Annotated in this window: 14 protein-coding genes and 1 pseudogene; 7 read left to right on the top strand and 8 right to left on the bottom strand. The window is 62.3% G+C overall.

Annotated elements, in window-relative coordinates:
• Positions 1 to 92: 92 nt before the first annotated feature.
• On the bottom strand, positions 93 to 1340 hold the full coding sequence (dinB, locus tag LMTR13_RS30135; protein ID WP_065730938.1) for a DNA polymerase IV: 1248 nt from the start codon (positions 1338 to 1340) through the stop codon (positions 93 to 95).
• A gap of 167 nt (positions 1341 to 1507) precedes the next feature.
• Between dinB and LMTR13_RS30130 the strand changes: the two genes are divergently transcribed.
• Positions 1508 to 3808 (top strand): MHYT domain-containing protein, encoded by a 2301-nt coding sequence (locus LMTR13_RS30130; protein ID WP_065730937.1) that lies wholly within the window; start codon positions 1508 to 1510, stop codon positions 3806 to 3808.
• A gap of 47 nt (positions 3809 to 3855) precedes the next feature.
• Here LMTR13_RS30130 and LMTR13_RS30125 read toward each other — a convergent pair whose 3' ends face one another.
• Positions 3856 to 6963 (bottom strand): efflux RND transporter permease subunit, encoded by a 3108-nt coding sequence (locus LMTR13_RS30125; RefSeq protein WP_065730936.1) that lies wholly within the window; start codon positions 6961 to 6963, stop codon positions 3856 to 3858.
• Complete coding sequence (locus LMTR13_RS30120) at positions 6960 to 8141, bottom strand: efflux RND transporter periplasmic adaptor subunit (protein WP_065730935.1); 1182 nt, start codon at positions 8139 to 8141, stop codon at positions 6960 to 6962. The genes LMTR13_RS30125 and LMTR13_RS30120 overlap by 4 nt, the downstream gene beginning before the upstream one ends.
• A gap of 41 nt (positions 8142 to 8182) precedes the next feature.
• On the opposite strand from LMTR13_RS30120, the gene LMTR13_RS30115 reads away from it, so the two are divergent.
• On the top strand, positions 8183 to 8866 hold the full coding sequence (locus tag LMTR13_RS30115) for a hypothetical protein (protein WP_065730934.1): 684 nt from the start codon (positions 8183 to 8185) through the stop codon (positions 8864 to 8866).
• 227 nt (positions 8867 to 9093) lie between these two features.
• Here LMTR13_RS30115 and LMTR13_RS42000 read toward each other — a convergent pair whose 3' ends face one another.
• Together LMTR13_RS42000 and LMTR13_RS30105 are read right to left on the bottom strand one after the other, a co-directional pair.
• The gene (locus LMTR13_RS42000) at positions 9094 to 9504 is read right to left on the bottom strand and encodes a hypothetical protein (protein WP_083219284.1); all 411 of its coding nucleotides are present in this window, start codon (positions 9502 to 9504) and stop codon (positions 9094 to 9096) included.
• A gap of 276 nt (positions 9505 to 9780) precedes the next feature.
• Entirely contained in the window at positions 9781 to 10008 is a 228-nt protein-coding gene (locus LMTR13_RS30105; RefSeq protein ID WP_065730932.1) for a hypothetical protein, read from the bottom strand.
• A gap of 427 nt (positions 10009 to 10435) precedes the next feature.
• Here LMTR13_RS30105 and LMTR13_RS30100 point away from each other — a divergent pair, with 427 nt between their 5' ends.
• Positions 10436 to 11113, top strand: a complete 678-nt coding sequence (locus LMTR13_RS30100; RefSeq protein WP_065730931.1) for a response regulator transcription factor — start codon at positions 10436 to 10438, stop codon at positions 11111 to 11113.
• A 79-nt stretch (positions 11114 to 11192) separates the two neighbouring features.
• Positions 11193 to 12557, top strand: a complete 1365-nt coding sequence (locus LMTR13_RS30095) for a sensor histidine kinase (RefSeq protein WP_236843195.1) — start codon at positions 11193 to 11195, stop codon at positions 12555 to 12557.
• Positions 12558 to 12574: 17 nt separating this feature from the next.
• Here LMTR13_RS30095 and LMTR13_RS30090 read toward each other — a convergent pair whose 3' ends face one another.
• Positions 12575 to 12868 carry a hypothetical protein gene (locus LMTR13_RS30090; protein ID WP_065730930.1) on the bottom strand — a complete coding sequence of 98 codons (294 nt, stop codon included), beginning with the start codon at positions 12866 to 12868 and terminating at the stop codon, positions 12575 to 12577.
• A 433-nt stretch (positions 12869 to 13301) separates the two neighbouring features.
• Between LMTR13_RS30090 and LMTR13_RS30085 the strand changes: the two genes are divergently transcribed.
• A complete protein-coding gene (locus LMTR13_RS30085) occupies positions 13302 to 14207 on the top strand; it encodes an RNA polymerase factor sigma-32 (protein WP_083219283.1) in 906 nt (301 codons plus the stop codon).
• Here the strand turns inward: LMTR13_RS30085 and LMTR13_RS39985 are convergent.
• Positions 14103 to 14380, bottom strand: a pseudogene (locus LMTR13_RS39985) (hypothetical protein); the annotation flags it as partial. The gene LMTR13_RS30085 and the pseudogene LMTR13_RS39985 overlap by 105 nt on opposite strands.
• A gap of 364 nt (positions 14381 to 14744) precedes the next feature.
• Entirely contained in the window at positions 14745 to 15578 is an 834-nt protein-coding gene (locus tag LMTR13_RS30080) for a response regulator transcription factor (RefSeq protein ID WP_065730929.1), read from the bottom strand.
• Positions 15579 to 15987: 409 nt separating this feature from the next.
• On the opposite strand from LMTR13_RS30080, the gene LMTR13_RS30075 reads away from it, so the two are divergent.
• Positions 15988 to 16578 (top strand): hypothetical protein, encoded by a 591-nt coding sequence (locus LMTR13_RS30075; protein WP_065730928.1) that lies wholly within the window; start codon positions 15988 to 15990, stop codon positions 16576 to 16578.
• Positions 16579 to 16874: 296 nt separating this feature from the next.
• Positions 16875 to 17684, top strand: coding sequence for a hypothetical protein (locus tag LMTR13_RS30070; RefSeq protein ID WP_065730927.1), 810 nt, complete (start codon positions 16875 to 16877; stop codon positions 17682 to 17684).
• Positions 17685 to 17753 lie beyond the last annotated feature (69 nt).

Here is a 17753-nt window from a genome sequence, read left to right as displayed (position 1 = left end):
GGTGGATCGAGGATGAACTTTGGGCCGCCTTCCGGGGCGGCCCTTGCATTTGCCAGTGTCGATACTCGCCCGCTGGCGCCCTGCGGCAATGGCTAAAGATCCTTTTCCGCGAGTTCGCGAAACGCGTCGGGGACGGCGCGGGAAACGCCCAGCGCGACAGACCCATATCCGACTGCGTCGTACCCGAAGCGATCGCGGATCAGATCCATGGCGCGATCGGCCGACCAGCGCGCCATCCCTCGCTTGGTGCCGGGCCGGCACTTTTCATCTCCCAGCCCGAGCGGGAGCTCGAGCTGGATGTCCCAGCAGGTCTCGAGGTGCGACACCGAGATGGCCAGCAGCGAGATGATCTTCTCGTCGGGGTGATCGGCGAGTACCCTGCGTACGAGCTCTTCGGCAATCTCGGCCAGGATTGCGGTCGCTGAGATCGGCGCATCGAGTGTGACGGAGCGGGTGACCGAGCGGAGGTCGCCGAAACGCACGCGGACAGCCACTGTCCGCCCAGACCGAAAGCGCGCACGCAGCCGGGTGCCGATGCGGTCGGCAAGATGGCGCAGCGCGGGTCGAAACACTTGTTCCTCGGCCGGCTTCTTGCCGAGCGCCGACTGCGCTCCGGCCGACTTCGCCCGGCGTTGCGTCTTGATTTCCCGTCGATCGCGATTCCATGCCAATGCCGTCAGCTTGTCTCTCGCCGCGCGACCAAGCAGTTGCTCGAGCGACCAGCCCGGCACCTGCGCTAGCTGCCCGATGGTATGGACATCGATCTCGGCCAGCCGCGCCCTGGTGACCGGGCCGACGCCCCACATCAGCTCGACGGGCAGGTCGTGCAGGAAAGCGAGCTCGGTCGCGGGATCGACAACCACCAGCCCGTCGGGCTTGGCTACTTGCGAGGCGATTTTGGCCAGGTGCTTGGTGCGCGCGATGCCGATCGAGATCGGCAGTCCGAGCTCTGTCCGCACGCGGCATCGTACTGCACTGGCGATCTTGGCCGGCGTGCCGAACAGATGCGTGCAGCCGGCGACGTCGGCAAAGGCCTCGTCGATCGAAATCCGCTCGACCAGTGGAGTGAAATCAGTGAGCACACTGATCGCAGCATCACCCAGCCGCTGGTATTTCTTGAAATGGCCGTCGACGAAGATCAGGTGCGGACAAAGCTCGCGCGCCCGCCATCCCGGCATTCCGCCGCTGACGCCGAAAGCCTTGGCTTCGTATGACGCGGCGAGCACGACACCGCCGCCGACCGCGATCGGTTTGCCGCGCAGCGTTGGATCGAGCAGTTGCTCGACCGACGCATAGAAGGCATCGAGGTCCGCATGGAGGATGGTGGCTGTTGTGTCCATCCCGAACCGCCCTGCGAAAAATTTCGAGTATTCCGTGTCGATGAGAACAAAAGAAGAACTTTGAGTCAAGAAGAAGAATGGTCGGAGTTCGGCACCGAGATTGCTGGGAACAATGCACAGCCGCAAAATTGGTGCTATTTTGATTCTTTCGCTGCATCGTCGACGGAATGCATCACCATCCAGGATCCCATGACCCCGTTCTTGTCGCGCTGTCAGTCCTGATCGCGGCGCTTTCTTCGTATACGGCGCTGGACCTCGCGACCCGCATGCGGGCTGCTTCCGGTTCCGCCAGTCTGGGCTGGCTTGGGGCTGCGGCCGTCGCCATGGGGGGCGGCATCTGGTCCATGCATTTCGTCGCCATGCTGGCGTTCAGCCTGCCCGGCGTGGAAGTTTCCTACGATCCGCTCCTCACGCTGCTCTCGCTTGCCCTTCCCATTTTTGTCGCGGCAGCCGCGTTCGTCGTCGTAAGTCAGCGGGCTAACGCGCTCGTCGTTTCCGGCATTGGAATGGGGCTCGCGATCTCCGGCATGCACTACACCGGCATGAGCGCCATGCGGATGGCCGCTTCTATCCACTACGATGCCATCTGGGTCGTGCTTTCCATCGCGATTGCGATCGGCGCGTCGATCATCGCCCTGTGGCTCGCCTTTCGCACGACGAGCGTGCTCGAGCGCATATCGGCGGGCGCCGTCATGGGCCTGGCGATCTCCGGGATGCACTACGCCGCCATGCAGGGCTCCTCCTTCATTGCCACGGATGCCGTCCTTGGCCGAGCAGCCCATGGTGCGGTGGGGCAGGCGCCGCTTGCGTTCCTGGTCGCCGGCACCACCATCATCGTCCTCGTCATCGGGCTCGCCGCGGCCGTGTACGACCGCGCCTCGGCAGAACGTGCCGATCGTGAAGCCGAGGCACTCAGGCGAAGCGAGGAGAAATTCCGCCTGCTGGTGGAGGGGGTGGCCGATCACGCCATCTTCATGCTCGACTCCGAGGGACGAGTGGCGAACTGGAATCTCGGCGCGCGCCGGCTGATCGGCTATGGCGACGAGATCATCGGGACGCACTACGCCATCCTTCACACCGAGGAGGACCGCGGCTCCCGAGTTCCTGACGCCGTGCTGCTTGACGCGAAGCGGGAAGGCAAGTCGGCAGGCGAGGGCTGGCGGGTTCGCAAGGACGGCAGCCGCTTCTGGGCCGAGGCGACGATTCGCGCGGTGCGGAACGAGCGTGGCGAGGCCATCGGCTTCGCCAAGATCGTGCGCGACGTGACGGAACGCCGCCGAGCCCAGGAAGCGCTGGAGCGCACGCGCGATGCGCTCGTGATATCGCAGAAGATGGAGACTGTCGGGCAGCTTACCGGCGGCGTCGCCCACGACTTCAACAACATACTCGCGGTGATCCTGGGCAGTCTCGAACTCGCAAAGAAGCGCCTCCAGCCGGAAGATCCCAGGATTCACCGGCTGCTCGACAACGCGATTCAGGGCGCGCTGCGCGGTGCCTCGCTGACGCAGCGCATGCTCGCGTTCGCGCGCAAGCAGGACCTCAAGCCCGTCATCGTGGATGTCCCGGAGCTGGTCCGCGGAATGGCGGCTCTCTTGAAGTTCGATCCAGCCATCCGGGTCGAGACCCGCTTTCCGATCGAGCTTTCGAAGGTGAAAGTCGATGCCAACCAGCTCGAGCTCGCGATCCTCAACCTCACCGTCAATGCACGCGATGCGATAGCGGCGGGCGGCGGGGTCATCAGCATCGCCGCACGCGAAGAGCAGGCCATCGAGGGCCTTGCCGAGGGACGATACGTCGCGCTCTCAGTGAGCGACACCGGGGGCGGCATGGACGAGGAGACGCTCAAGCATGCGCAGGAGCCGTTCTTTACGACCAAGGGCGTCGGCAAGGGAACCGGTCTCGGCCTCTCGATGGTGAAGGGGTTGGCCGAGCAGTCCGGGGGCGTGCTGCTGCTGAAAAGCCGCATTGGCGAGGGGACCACGGCCGAGATCTGGCTGCCTGCCGCTCAGGACGAAACGGTAGACGTGCCTCATGCGGCGGAGCCGTCGCGCTCCGCGCCGCGCAGCGGTCGCCCGCTTTCCGTACTCATCGTCGATGATGACCTGCTCGTCCTCGACAGCATCGCTGCGATGCTCGATGATCTCGGCCACGCCGTGATCGAGGCGCGCTCCGGCGAGGAGGCCGTCCAGCTTCTGCGCCGAATGCCGAAGATTGACATCGTGGTGACCGATTATGCCATGCCAGGGATGAACGGGTTGCAGCTTGCCGAGGCAGTGGCCGCCGAGCGTCCCGGCACGCCCGTGGTGCTCTGTACGGGATATGCCGAGCTGCTGGGCTCGACGCAGCCTCATCTGCCACGCATTTCCAAGCCGTTCGACCAGGCGGCGCTCATGGCCGCCATTGATGAGCTGATGCGCGCACAGGCCGCGTCGCGCTCGGTTTTGACCTTGCACCCGAAGAGAGCCTGACGAGTTGATCGGTCTCGTCGCATCTCACCGAGCCGCCCGGGCTCCCGTCACTCGGCGGGCATCGGGTTGGCGCCTCCGTCAATCGCCGGCTTCTTGCCGAACAGCCAGGTCTGCAGCCGGTCGAGATAGATGTAGACCACCGGCGTCGTATACAGCGTGAGAAGCTGCGATACGGCCAGTCCGCCGACGATGGCGTAGCCCAGCGGCTGACGTATCTCGGATCCCGCGCCGGTGCCGAGCATCATCGGAACGCCAGCGAGCATGGCCGCCATCGTGGTCATGAGGATCGGCCGGAAACGCATGACGCAGGCGCGATAAATGGCGTCTTCTGCCGACAATCGCTCCTGTTGGCCGACATGCAGGGCGAAGTCGACCAGCATGATGCCGTTCTTCTTGACGATGCCGATCAGCAGGATGATGCCCACGATCGCGATCACGCTGAGATCGAGGTGAACCGCCATCAACAACAACAGTGCTCCGAGCCCCGCCGACGGCAGCGTCGAGATGATGGTGATTGGGTGGATCAGGCTCTCATACAGGATGCCGAGGATGAGATAGATCACGAACAAGGCCGCCACGATCAGGATCGGCGTTGTCGATAGGGAATCGCCGAACGCCTGCGCGTTGCCCTGGAAGCTGGTCTGCAGCGAAAGCGGCTTGCCGAGCTGCTTCTCGATATTCTGGATGGCGCTGGTCGCCTGGCCGATCGCCGTGCCGGGGAGCAGGTTGAAGGAGATCGTCACCGACGGAAACTGTCCCTGGTGATTGACCACGAGCGGGGCGACCTTGACCACGCTGTCGACCAGCGTCGATAGCGGCACTTCCTGGCCGGTTGAGGATTTGACATAGATTCCGGTCAACGCCTCGGGCGAGTACTGGAATTTCGGATTGACCTCCATGATCACGTGGTACTGGTTCAAGGTCGTGTACATCGTCGAGACGATGCGCTGGCCAAAGGCGTCATCGAGCGTGTTGTCGATGGTGAACGGCAGGATGCCGTAGCTCGAAGCCACCTCGCGTTTGATGGAGATGTCGAGCAGGGGACCGGAATTGAGCTGGTCGGTCGCGACGTCGGTGATGCCGGGGACCTTCTTGATCCTGTCGAGGAACAGCACGGCCCAGTGATTCAGCTCGCCGGGATCGGCGTCGCCCAGCGTGTACTGATACTGGGTTTTCGAGACGCGGCCGCCGATGGTGATGTCCTGCGCGGCCTGCATATAGAGCGTGATGCCCTGGATCTTGGCCAGGTTGGTCCGCAGGCGGGCGAGCACCGTTTCCATGCTGTCACGTTGCTTGTAGGGCTTGAGCGCAATATAGATGCGGCCATTGTTGACCGTAGTGTTGCCGCCGCCTGCGCCGATCGCCGAGCCGATGGATGCGACGGCCGGATCCCGCATTATGGCATTGAGCAGCGCCTGCTGGCGCTCGGTCATCGCCTGATAGGAAATATCCTGCGCCGCTTCGGATAGGCCGATGATCAGCCCGGTGTCCTGCTGCGGAAAGAAGCCTTTGGGAATGACGACGTAGAGATAGCCGGTCAACCCGATGGTCGCAAAAATTGTCAACAGGGTGATAAAACGGTGACGGAGCACGATCTTGAGACCGGCCTCGTAGATTCCGAGCAGTGAATTGAAGCCGCTTTCGAGGATACGGAACAGCCGCCCGTGCGTCCTGTTTTCCGGCTTGAGCAGCCGCGCGCACATCATCGGCGTCAAGGTCAGCGAGATCAGGAGCGACAGCACCAGGGCTACGCTGACGGTGACGGCAAATTCCCGGAACAGCAGCCCGACATACCCGCCCATCAGAAACAGCGGGATGAACACGGCGATCAGCGACAGCGTGATCGACATGATGGTGAAGCCGATCTCGCCAGCGCCCTTCAGTGCCGCCTCGAATGGCGTGGCGCCTCCCTCCATATGCCGCACGATGTTCTCGATCACGACCACGGCGTCGTCGACCACGAAGCCGACGGCGATCGACAGCGCCATCAGCGACAGGTTGTCGAGGCTGTAGCCGAGCTCGTAGAGGACAGCGAGCGTGCCGATCAGCGACAAGGGAACGGTGACCGCCGGGATGACCGTCGCCCAGAAGTTTCTCAAGAAAATGAAGATCACCATCACCACCAGCGCAACCGTCAGCATCAGCGTGAACTGAACGTCGTGGATGGACGCGCGAACCGTATCGGTGCGGTCGGAGATGACATTGACCTTGATCGCGGGCGGGATCGAGGCCTGCAGTACCGGCATCTCTGCCTTGATCCGCTCGACAGTGTCGATGACGTTAGCTCCGGGTTGGCGCTGGATCGCCAGGATGACGGCGCGCCGGTTGTTGTACCAGCCGGCGATCAGGTCGTTTTCCGGCGCACTGATCGCGCGGCCGACGTCGCGGATGCGGACCGGCGAGCCGTTTCGATAGGCGATCACGAGGTTGGCATAGTCTTCCGCCTTCAGGAGCTGATCGTTGGTGTTCAGCGTATAGGTCTGGCGCGGGCTGTTGAGCGTGCCTTTCGGCAAATCGACATTGGCCTGACCGAGCGCCGTGCGGACGTCCTCGAGATTGATGCCGCGCGCGGCAAGCGCCTGCGGATCGAGCTGCACGCGCACGGCGGGCTTCTGCTGGCCACCGATACCGACGAGGCCGACGCCCGGTATTTGCGATATCTTCTGCAGCAGGATGTTTTCCGCGTAAGCATCCACCGTGGTCAACGGCAGGCTGTCCGAGGTCAGACCGAGCACCAGGATCGGCGTGTCGGCCGGATTGACCTTGCGGATGGTGGGCGGATAGGGAATGCCCGGCGGCAGAAACGGACTTGCGGCGTTGATCGCCGACAACGTGTCGCTGACCGTTCCGTCGATCTGGCGGTTCAGATCGAACTGCAGCGTGATCTGGGTGAAGCCGAGGGCGCTCGCCGATGTCATCTGGAGCAGACCCGGAATCTGCCCGAACTGGAGTTCGAGCGGCGTCGCTACCGACGCCGCCATGGTCTGCGGATCCGCGCCCGGCAACTGCGCCGTCACCTGCAGCGTCGGATAGTTGACATTCGGCAACGCCGCGACCGGTAGCAGCGGGTAAGCGATGAGGCCGCCGACCAGAAGGCCTACCATCAGGAGCGCAGTTGCGATCGGCCGGCGGATGAAAGGCGCGGATATGTTCATGGGATTGTCGCCTGTTGTGCTTGCTGTGCCGCCGCTTCCTCGGCTGCTTCGCCATGCAGCAGCGTGACATGGGTGCCCGGCTGCAGCCGGTATTGCCCGTCGACGACGACCTGCTCGCCGGCCTTCAGGCCGGCATCGATCAGCGCCTCGCCGTCGGTGATCTGGGCGACCTTGATCGGGCGCATCGCGACCGTGCTGTCGGGCTTGATGACGTAGGCATAGGCGCCGTTCGGCCCCTGTTGCACGACCGATGCGGGGACGGTCAGGCCGTTATGCCGGGTCGTAACGAGCAGCCGCGCATTCACCAGTTCACCCGGCCACAGCTCGCGAGACTTGTTGGGGAAGGTTGCCTTGAGCTGGATCGAGCCGGTTGTCTGCAGGATCTCATTGTTGACCAGCGCGAGCTCACCCCGGCCTAGCTGGAGGGTATCATCCTGATTATAGGCAAGGACCGGAAGCGGCGTCTTGGTCGCTTGCTGTTGCTTGAGGATCTGCGGCAGCACGCCTTCCGGCAGCGTGAAGATCAGCGAGATGGGATCGAGCTGTGTCACGACGACGAGCCCGTTGGCGGTCGTCGGGCTGATGATGTTGCCGACGTCAATCTGGCGAATCCCGACCACGCCGTCGATCGGCGAAGTCAGCCGCGTGTAGCTGAGCTGCACCTTGGCCGCCTCGATCAGCGCCTGGTCGGTCTTGATCGCCGCCTCAAGCTGGCCGACCTGCGCCTTCTGGGTTTCGATCAGTTGCGGCGTGGCCCAGCCCTTGTCGCCAAGCTGGTTATAACGCGCGAGATTGGCGCGGGCATTGGTGAGCTGGGCCTGGTCGCGATCCAGATTTCCCTCGAACTGGTCGATCTGGGCCTGATAAGGACGCGGATCGATTTGCGCGAGCAGATCGCCGGCATGCACGGTCTGCCCTTCGGTGAAATTGATGCTGATGAGCTGGCCCTGGATCTGGGCTCGCACGACATCGGTGTTGTACGCAATCACGGTGCCGACACCGTTCTGGTAAATCGGCACGTCACGCTGCGCAACCACGCCAGCGACGACCGGAACCGGTGGTGGGGGCGCGGCCGCGACAGCGGCTCTGAATGAATCGGCCTGCGTGAAGTAGTAGAGCAGGCCGCCGGCGGCGACGGCACCGAAAAGGACTGCAGGTATTGCGAATTTCTTTTTCATGGCTGCTTCTCGCGCGTGGGCTTTCCGTTCAGGGGAACATCGTGTTGCCGGTCGACAGGCCCGGTACCGTATTCGGCGCCCCGGTGATGTTCGGCACACCCGAGACGACGTTGGTGGACGCTGCGATGGCGGCCGTATTCGGCGCCGGCAGAGTAAGGGCGGGTATCGTCGGGATCGTCGGCGCGATGGTGCTAATCGTGGGCACGACGCCGATCGTCGGTACTGCGGCGGCGGAGCTGACCCCGAGGTTAGCGATCTCCGTCGAACCCATGGGAATGCCGGTTCGCGCCACGCCGCCCGGCGTCACTGGAGACATCGGCGTCGATGACGCCGCAAGATTGCCCGAGCCTGCGCCGCACATGCTCGATGTACCCGAGGTGTCGATCAGGGCCGATGTCGGCGGAATGCCCGATGACGACATTCCCGACGAATTTGGCGCTCCCGCCATCGGCATCGCAGACATCGCGCTCTGCGGTGTGACCGTCCCGACCGCCACGCCGCCGCCGTCAAAGGTCGCAGCCGATCCGAACATCGTCGACGGTGCCGTGCCGATGGTCGAGCAGAAGGTGCTGCCGATTGTGCCGGTCTGGTCGGCCGGCGCGGGACTGATGCCGGGTGACGCAATTTCCGTTGCGCCGAGCGGGATACCGGTGCCGCCGACCGGCGCGCTCGGCACCATGCCAAGCGGAGAAGTCGCCGCCAGCGAAGGCGTCGGCATTACCTGAGCCTGCTGCGCAAAGGCCGGGCCGCACAGCAAGGCAGAGGCCGCCGTGATCAAGAGGAAGCGTTTCATGTTGCTCTCCAGTACCGTTCGAGCGGCACGACAACGCGTGGCGCGAAGTCCACGCGATATCTTTCGAACTATTGGGGGATCGGTCCGGAGGACGTTTAAAAGAGAACACGAAAACGTCCTTCGAACCGACAGCCTGCGCGCGGGGCTTGCGCGGCGGGTTCAGCTACAGCTCAGCGGCAAGGGGCTGTAGGGGTGCAGGTAGTACCAGTCGTAACAATCGGGATAACCGTAATACCCGTAACCGTATCCGGGCCCGTACCTGTCGAAGCGATGCACGGCGTGTTGGTGGAGTCCGAAACCATGCGCACCGATGTGGCCACCACCGATGTGGTCACCGCCGAGGCCTCCCAGATGTTCGCCGCCGCCGATGCCGCCGATATGGGCGCCGCCGCCAAAGCCTCCGATGTGGCCTCCACCACCAAAGCCGCCGCCCATATGGCCGCCGCCACCGAAGCCACCGCCAAAACCTCCGCCGTGGCCGCCACCACCGCCACCGCGGGCCTCGGCCGCGCCCGCCACCAGGCTTGAAGCGAGAAGAGCCGTTGCCAGTATCGCGATCATCCGTTTCATCGTGTCACTCCTTTTCAGTCAGATTGCTCGGCGCCGTGGCGCGCGAACTTCAGCGGGCCGCGCGAACGAAACGTCGGATGAGTGACAGGTAGGTGCGATGCACAAGGCATCCATTAAATTCGGCGTTAGTCTTGGCCGCCTTGGCATTCGCGAACTGGAGCAGCCGCAGATATGCGTCAAAGGAGAGCACGTTGGCGCGCGGGTGAAAGAAGACGGGCCGGCGGGATATCCCGCCAGCCCGTCTTGTTTCAATTGTCGAATCGTAACGCGAGTAGATCAGTAACCGGTGTTGGGTTCGCAAGGCGCCGCGTTGGTCCACGGTGCCGTCGCATAGGCGCCGACGCGCGGAGCGCGGACGCAGCTATCGCCTTCGTCGCGATGCATCGTCGACATCACGCGGCCATTAGTATCGGTTACGACATGCCGCGTGTTGGCGGCCAGTACCGGAGTGGCGAAGGTGGCTGCGGTGAGCAACACAGCCGACAGAAGTTTCACTTTGCGCATGGGTATTCTCCATAGGTGGGGGAAGCCAGGCTGGCTTCTTCCTGTGACGTGCGGCTGGTCCGCCGTCGTCCAAAGCGAATATCGCTTCACGCACTCTCAACTCGACGTGAAGGTGACCAAGCCCTGGATCCGCCCGAAATAGCCGGCTGGACCGGGTAAAAGCGGGCCTGCCGATTCATTAAATTGCTATTTATTGGCGCCACGTGCCGTCGACGGCTAACTGTTTCGGGCGCCCTCGCCGTGCTCGTAGCGGTGCGGCGGAATGGTCGCCTGGCGGATGGCGCCTGCAGGATCCGGAAGGGGTCGCGGCGCCGTCTGGCTCCCTGAACCGTGAGACTTGTGCCGTCGCCATGGCTTTATCGGCTGCACAGCGTATCATCGCCACCTGGCGGCGCGAGGGTATCTTGATGGCAATCGGACCGATCAGATGACGAAGGTTCTCCTCATAGAAGATGACGGCGAGACGGCGGGAGAGATCACGGCCGAACTGGCCGACCGCGGTTTCGAGGTGGAGTGGTCGCCCGACGGGCTGGATGGTCTAGCCAGAGCGCGCGAGCTGCGGCCGGACGCCATGATCGTCGACCGCCTGCTGCCGGGAATGGATGGTCTCACCGTGATCGAGTCCTTGCGGAAAGATCAGGTGCGCACGCCGGTCCTGGTGCTGAGTGCGCTTGGCGCCGTCGATGACCGCGTGCGCGGATTGCGGATGGGTGGCGACGACTACCTCACCAAGCCGTTTGCGATCGTCGAGCTCGTCGCCCGAATAGAGGCGTTGCTCCGCCGCCCGCCGGAAACGCGGGAAACGGTCCTGCGGGTGGGGCAACTCGAGCTCGACCTGATCGAACGCACAGTCAAACGCGGCGAGCGCAAAATCGACCTCTTGCCGCGCGAGTTTCGTCTGCTCGAATACATGATGCGGCGGAGCGACCAGCTCTTGACGCGCGCGATGCTGCTCGAAGAGGTCTGGAATTACAAGTTCGTCCCGGCCACCAACCTGGTTGACGTGCACATGGGCCGCGTGCGGCACAAGGTCGACGGTCCGGGCGACGCCCCGATGATTCAAAATGTCCGCGGCGCAGGGTTCATTCTTCGCGCCGTGCCCTGACTGATTTTTGGCGACCTCGCCGGGCGCTCGCGCCGTCGGGCCGGCAAGGCAACCGGACGGCAGGATCGGGAAGCTTCAATTGCAGTTCTTTCGCTCGAAGACGTTCCACTGGACCACGGTGCTGGCGGGCCTGTTCGCGATCTTCGTCACGGTTTTGTTCGGTTTCATCTACTTCAGGATCGACGATTACCTGATCGCGCGGTCCGATCGCATGATCACGACGCAGATCGGCTTCTTTGCCGGACTGCCGCGCGAGCGTCTGGTCGGTGCGCTCGATGATCATCTCGGGCAGGATTCCCGCGGCGTTCAGTTCTCCGGCGTGTTCGACGCGAAGGGTAATCGGCTGGCCGGCAATGTCGCAGCCCTGCCGGACGGGCTCGACATCGGCGCACCGGCGCGGGATATGCCGCTGGTGCGCCTCGATGACAAGGAAGCCGGTGCGACATCCGTCAGAGCCGTCGCGCGGCGCCTCGATAACGGCGACATATTGGTGGTCGGGCGGAACGTCGACGAAACAGCGGAAGTCTTCAGGGTTGTCGGAGCGGCGCTGGCGCTTGGCCTGTTGCCTGCGTTCTGTCTCTGGTTGCTGGCCGGCGCCTGGTTGAGCGCGCGCGCCAACAGGCGGGTCGAGGAGGTCAACCTGCGGGTCCAGCGCATCATCGCTGGAGATCTGCGCGAGCGGCTGCCGCACAAGAACGCCGATGAACCGTTCTCGCGGCTCGCCGCCATCGTCAACGGCATGCTCGATGAGCTGGAGACCACGATCAATGCGCTGGCCGGCGTCGGCAACGATATCGCCCACGATCTGCGAACGCCGCTGACGCGCGCTCGCTTGACGCTCGAGCGCGGCCGCACCAACGCGACGACCCTGGAGCAGCTCCAGGCGGTTGTCGACAAGGCGATCACCGGAATCGATCAGTCGCTGTCGATCGTCACGGCGCTGCTGCGGCTTGCCGAGATCGAGAACAGCCGCCGGTCTTCCGCGTTTGGCGACGTTGCGCTCGGCGACATGCTGCGCGAGGTCTGCGACATGTACGAGCCGATCGCCGAAGACAAGCAGATCGCGCTGAGCGTGAACATAGCCGACAAGTTTTCCGTATGCGGCGATCGCGACCTGCTACTGGAGGCGGTCGCCAATCTCGTCGACAATGCCATCAAGTTCACGCCGCGGAGCGGCAGGGTCGAACTCGCGCTGCTGCGCGGTGAGGGCGAAACCATCCTGCGCGTGACCGATACGGGTCCGGGGATCAGCGAGCACGAACATGACGCTGTGTTGCGCCGGTTCTATCGCTCGGACAAGATTCGCAACACGCCGGGTGTCGGCCTCGGACTCAACCTGGTTTCGGCAATCGTGAAGCTGCACGGATTCCGCCTGATCATCCACGCCGGCCCGGGAGGCCGGGTGGAGATCGTTTGCCCCGATGGGCAGGGTGGTCAGACATAGGTCGCTACTCGCCAGCGTCACCCATGCCGGCGGTCGTCGTGCTGGGCGCGGGATACGTGGTGCACCCGCCGATGCTGCCAGACGCCGGGACCGGCCATGCCGCTTTCTCTTTCGTTATAGGCCTGCATCACCGAGGGCGGCAATCCTTCCATCCTGTAAGCCGGCGTGGGCGCACCGCCATTCAGGACGTCCAGATTCGGATAGAAAAAAGCAAAATTGCCCGGCTCCTGGATGGCTTCCTGCGCGAAGGCAGGCGCTGCGGCCATCATCGACAGCAGTCCTGCGATAGCGATTGTCTTGATCGAGGTCATTGTATTTCTCCATATGGTCGACGCGGCACTTCGCCGGACGCGCAAGCGTGCTTGCACGCCGCAACGGGCATGTGTTCTTTCGAACGCGAACTGCTCGCTTTGAGTCTGCATCCAGGCAGCGGATGCATGACGGAGATGTAGGGCGGGCGCGACCTCGTCCCACTAAATTGCCTTTTACAAAGCTCAACTGGTCTGAGCCGTCTTGCAAAGCGCTTGCGGGGAACGCGTTCGTTTCGATTTCGCCGAGCGCGGAAGCTCACCGCTCGATGTTTTCGCGATCTGGTTTGCAACGAGACCGCGCGGTTTAGAAATCGAGACCAAAGCTGCATGGACGCTAACAGCGAATTTAGATTCCTCAATTCCAATTTAATGGCTGCATCGCGGCGTCTTCTCCTAGAGTCTCTCTGCCGGACCCGATGGATTGGAGCCACCCATGAATGCCCACAGCACCACCTTACTGTCAGACAGGCGCGAGACGCTGACTGGAGAGAGATCGCGAGATCTCGCCGATGAATACGCCTCGCTCATCAAGCGATACGCTCTGCTCGAGCAGCCACGGGAGCAGCAGCTTGCGCGGCGCTGGCAGGAGCAGGGAGACCGCCGCGCGGCCGATGCGCTCGTCACGAGCCATCTCCGGCTGGCGGCGAAGGTCGCGCGCCGCTACCAGAGATACGACCTTCCGCTTGCCGATCTGATCGGCGAAGCCAATGTCGGCCTCGTCATCGCGGCCTCGCATTTCGAGCCCGGCCGCGGCGCCCGGTTTTCCACCTACGCGCTGTGGTGGATCAAGGCCGCGATCCACGATTACATTTTGCGGTCACGCTCGCTGGTCAAGATCGGGACGACGGCCGCGCAGCGGAAGCTGTTCTTCGGCCTCAGGCGCGCCATGCGCAAGTTCGGGAGTGATAGGACAGGGCTCACGCAGGAGGTCGCCGAGGCCGTCGCGCGTGAGCTCGCGGTCCCCGTTCGCGAAGTGATCGAGATGAGCCGCCGTCTGACGGGCGACCTTTCCCTGAATACGCCCCTCGATGACGACGGGCCGACCGAATGGGAGGCGATGCTGGTCGATCCTTCACCGAACGCAGAAGCAATCGTTGCCGAACAGGATGAAGGGACGGAACGGGCAAGGGCGCTTCATTCGGCCCTCGATGTGCTGACGGCGCGGGAGCGGCGCGTGTTCGAGGCCCGGCGGCTTCGGGAGGATCCGCCGAGCCTGGAGCAACTCGGGCGTGAGCTATCGATTTCCGGTGAGCGTGTGCGGCAGATCGAAGCTTTGGCATTCGAAAAGGTCAGGCGTGCGGCGACAAGGCGTGTGAGACATGCCGCCCTGGCAGCCTGAGGGGTGGCCGCGTTCCAGGTTCTGCGTTTCCAGCGCATGCAGCAGCGTCACGATCAAGCGCGCGCCGGTGGCGCCGATCGGGTGGCCGAGCGCGCAGGCGCCGCCAACCATTGCGGCTCCTGGCTGTGGGTGGCGTGGCCCGTGATCTCGGCGAGCACCGGTAGTCGGGACCGGGCCTTGCGGACATCGGGGGTCTCCTGTTCGGCCGCTATTACAAGCAGCGGGATACGGCCACTTTCGGCAACGAAGCGCCCGACAGGCTGCCGGAGGAATGGAGGAAGCAGAAATCGCCCGCGCGGCGACCGATCAGGAGCGACTTCGCCCGACGCTGTTCACGCGGCTTGATGCGTCATAGCGCCAGGGCAGTGCGAAAACTTTCGCGGCACTCGTTCATACGTCAACTGGTACGTCGGAAGGATTAGTGCCAATGATCCGGTATCTTCTCCAACGCGCTCATTGTGGAACCGATCGGGTGCTGATTGATTTCCACACGGATGATGGCGCAATGGCTCGGTACGCAGTGCCGAAAATTCTTTGCTAGTGAGATACGGACGACCTGACCGCCAAGGGTGAATCCGCGGGAATCAGGTCGATGGCGCCGTCCGAGGAGACGCGGGCCGCGGCGATCGCGACCTGGGTGCGGTTGCTTACGCCAAGCTTGCGCATGATTTCGCGGACATGAACTTTAACGGTCGTTTCGGTCATGCCGAGCTTCCGACCGATCACCTTGTTGGGGTCGCCCTGGCACAGACAAGCGAGAACGGCGTACTGCCGCTCGGTAAACTCGGGCACGTGCCGCGCGCCGTTGGCGCCAGGGTCGCGCTGCACGCTGACCGCCTTGCCGTCGAAAAGGGCGCCTTGGTGTTCGTAAAGGCCGTCGTCCGGCCCGAGAGGCGGCGCCTGCGTCTGTGGTTCAGATTCCGGAAGCGGTTGCTCCGGAGCAAGGTCGCGTTGTTTGGACTCGATAGGCGCCGGTGCGCTGAAAGTCTGGCTGGCAAGGATGGCGGCCGGCGGAAGATAAGTGCCGCCATGGAGGACGAACGAAAGGGCCTGCAACGCAAGCTCGGGCGCCATGGAATTACTGAAGTAGCCTTGGGCCCCGCAACGGATTGCAGCGAGAACGGTAGCAGGGTGTTCATCGTCTGAGACAATGGCGAGCGCCGCGTCGCGGCGAAGCGTATGCAACACTTGTATCTCGGTGAAGACCTCATGGGGAGAGGGAGCGCCGACGCTGTAAATCAGCATGTCGCATACGGCGCGCTCGACAAGTCTTGTGTGAGCTTCGTCAGGATCGAGCGAAATCAGTTCGACGCATTCGTTTCCAGCCCACGGACTTAAGAAGCTCTCCGCGCGCGCTCGTCTGAAGGCCATTGCGTCTACAAGGAAAACCGTCTTCCTAAACGGGACTGACATAACGCGCCCCTTACATTACGTCCTATGAACATTACGTTGTATGACTATCGATAGGTTCCTTCGGATTCTTCTAAATCGCTGTGAAATACGTCACTAAGCATCTTAATTGTGCATAAAAGTTTACTCTCGTTCAAACGGAATGCCAAGCAGTGCGAGTGTGACAAGAAGTCGTCGAAAGCAAGGGAACTACAGCAATATAGCAACAAAAAAGTGACATTTTCTCCTGCAGTGACTACATTTTTTCTCTTGCAGTGATTGCAAGACGAGAGGCTTTACAGCCTTCGCTATATATCTTTCGATATATACGTCTTTGGCGACGAGGCCGCTACGATTGACAGATCGGGCCTGCATCTGCGGATACATGGGTATGTTTGTCAGCAAGCTGCCTCCAAAACCGGACTTCGATATGCTCGCTGCAGCGGCTCCCGCCTCGGCGGATCGCCGCACTTTCGTTCTCGCCCTGATGGGAAACCTGATCTGCAGCTGGTCGAACAACGAAAGCCTTTTCATCTACGTACTGATGATTCTCTTGCGCACCGACGAGGCTTCCGCGGCAGTCGTGTTCGCGACGTTGAACACAACACGCGCAAGACTCGATCTGATCCAGCGACTGGCCAAGATCAGGATAAGCGACAAGGCTTTGTCGAAGGATCTGACCACTCTCATCGAACGTTTCTCGGAGTCGACCAAGGTTCGCAATGAGCTGAATCATTGCATGTTTATCTTCGATTCCTCGGGCGCCATCACCCATACGCAGTCGATGCGATTGATGGAAACGAGGTCGAGCCTGAGATTCGGAGAGATAAAGGCGCTGGACGAAAGCCGTCTGCAGGAGATGCTGCGGACGACCAGCGAGATGACGAAGATCAATCGCGACATCTGGGATCTGCTGCCGCGCCTTGAAGCGCATGTCTGCGGCGGCGCGCAGCAGCAAGGTCTTCCTACCAAAGTGGCCTAGGCCCGATCCGGCGACAACGGAGGTTCATGCCGTCGTCCCGGTCTCATCTGCATTTTCGAATTCCGAAGCGTACACGCGTCGATGGTTGATATCGCAAGATACGACGTCGGATCGAATGCATGCATGTCATTGGCGAAAACGTGTCGGCAAACTGACGGAGCTGGCATCCGCAATCAGGCGGTGCCGGCAGTCGGAAGAACCGACGTTGAAGAGCAGCGCCGCGCTACGCAGACCGCAGACTTAGAAGATCAGCGATCTCGTTCCGCTCGCGATGCTCCAAACCGCAGGAGCACGTCATGAACGCCAGGCCAAATTGGAATTGGGATCCTAAGGACCAGGAACAAGACCAGAAGCAGGACCAGGACCAGAAGCAAGATCAGGCGCAGGCCAATCTCCAGGCTCAGTTGCAGGGTCAGGGCCAGGGCCAGTTGCAGGGTCAGGGTCAACTGCAGTTCGCCGTGCAGTCGTTGGATTCCAAGAGCGAGAACGACAACGAGAACGACAACGACAACAAGAATGAGAATGAGAACAAGAATGAGAACTCGAACGAGGTCGACAACAAGCTCGACAACAAGGTCGAGAACGAGGTCGACAACAAGGTCGACAACAATATCGAGAACAAGATCGAAAATACCGTCGAGAACAAGGTGGACGTCGTCGTAGACGTGAAGGTCGATCTTGAACTGGATACCGACGGCCTGAGCACCCCGGTCATCGATCTCAACCACTTCACCACGCACGGTTCTGTGGTTATGCCCGACGTGGTGAACCAGAAGATGGACGACGGCAACCAGTTCAATATTGATCAGGTTAACAACCTGGTCGATCAGGACACCAACCACTCGTACGCCAGCTACAGCGGCGGCGGCGGCGGGTCATGGCATGATCCGGGTGCCAGCTTCAGCATGGACGCCAAGATCGAGGGCGGCGAGTCCAAGATCGACGCCGGCGATATCGGAGCGCGTGCGGATGTTGCTTCCAGCGCCGATGCAGCCATCAACCAGTCTGCTTTCGACCAGAACATCACCCAGGGTGCGAACATCCAGTTCAACAGCATCACCATTCAGGCTGCTGGTGTTGATCTGAACGACAGCGACACACTCTAGTCTCGCGTACGATCCGCGCGGCGTTAGCCGCGCGGATCTTTTTTCCAGTCATTTCATTTCAGTCGCTGC

Origin of the sequence: Bradyrhizobium icense (assembly GCF_001693385.1) — a bacterium.
Classification (GTDB): Bacteria; Pseudomonadota; Alphaproteobacteria; order Rhizobiales; family Xanthobacteraceae; genus Bradyrhizobium; species Bradyrhizobium icense.
This window is presented reverse-complemented; position numbering and strand designations above follow the sequence as displayed.

Excerpts from the sequence above, each read along its gene's own strand:
- dinB (WP_065730938.1), bottom strand. The coding sequence starts at position 1,340 with ATGGACACAACAGCCACCATCCTCCATGCGGACCTCGATGCCTTCTAT.
- LMTR13_RS30130 (WP_065730937.1), top strand. The coding sequence starts at position 1,508 with ATGCATCACCATCCAGGATCCCATGACCCCGTTCTTGTCGCGCTGTCA.
- LMTR13_RS30125 (WP_065730936.1), bottom strand. The coding sequence starts at position 6,963 with ATGAACATATCCGCGCCTTTCATCCGCCGGCCGATCGCAACTGCGCTC.
- LMTR13_RS30120 (WP_065730935.1), bottom strand. The coding sequence starts at position 8,141 with ATGAAAAAGAAATTCGCAATACCTGCAGTCCTTTTCGGTGCCGTCGCC.
- LMTR13_RS42000 (WP_083219284.1), bottom strand. The coding sequence starts at position 9,504 with ATGAAACGGATGATCGCGATACTGGCAACGGCTCTTCTCGCTTCAAGC.
- LMTR13_RS30105 (WP_065730932.1), bottom strand. The coding sequence starts at position 10,008 with ATGCGCAAAGTGAAACTTCTGTCGGCTGTGTTGCTCACCGCAGCCACC.
- LMTR13_RS30100 (WP_065730931.1), top strand. The coding sequence starts at position 10,436 with ATGACGAAGGTTCTCCTCATAGAAGATGACGGCGAGACGGCGGGAGAG.
- LMTR13_RS30090 (WP_065730930.1), bottom strand. The coding sequence starts at position 12,868 with ATGACCTCGATCAAGACAATCGCTATCGCAGGACTGCTGTCGATGATG.
- LMTR13_RS30085 (WP_083219283.1), top strand. The coding sequence starts at position 13,302 with ATGAATGCCCACAGCACCACCTTACTGTCAGACAGGCGCGAGACGCTG.
- LMTR13_RS30080 (WP_065730929.1), bottom strand. The coding sequence starts at position 15,578 with ATGGCCTTCAGACGAGCGCGCGCGGAGAGCTTCTTAAGTCCGTGGGCT.
- LMTR13_RS30075 (WP_065730928.1), top strand. The coding sequence starts at position 15,988 with ATGTTTGTCAGCAAGCTGCCTCCAAAACCGGACTTCGATATGCTCGCT.
- LMTR13_RS30070 (WP_065730927.1), top strand. The coding sequence starts at position 16,875 with ATGAACGCCAGGCCAAATTGGAATTGGGATCCTAAGGACCAGGAACAA.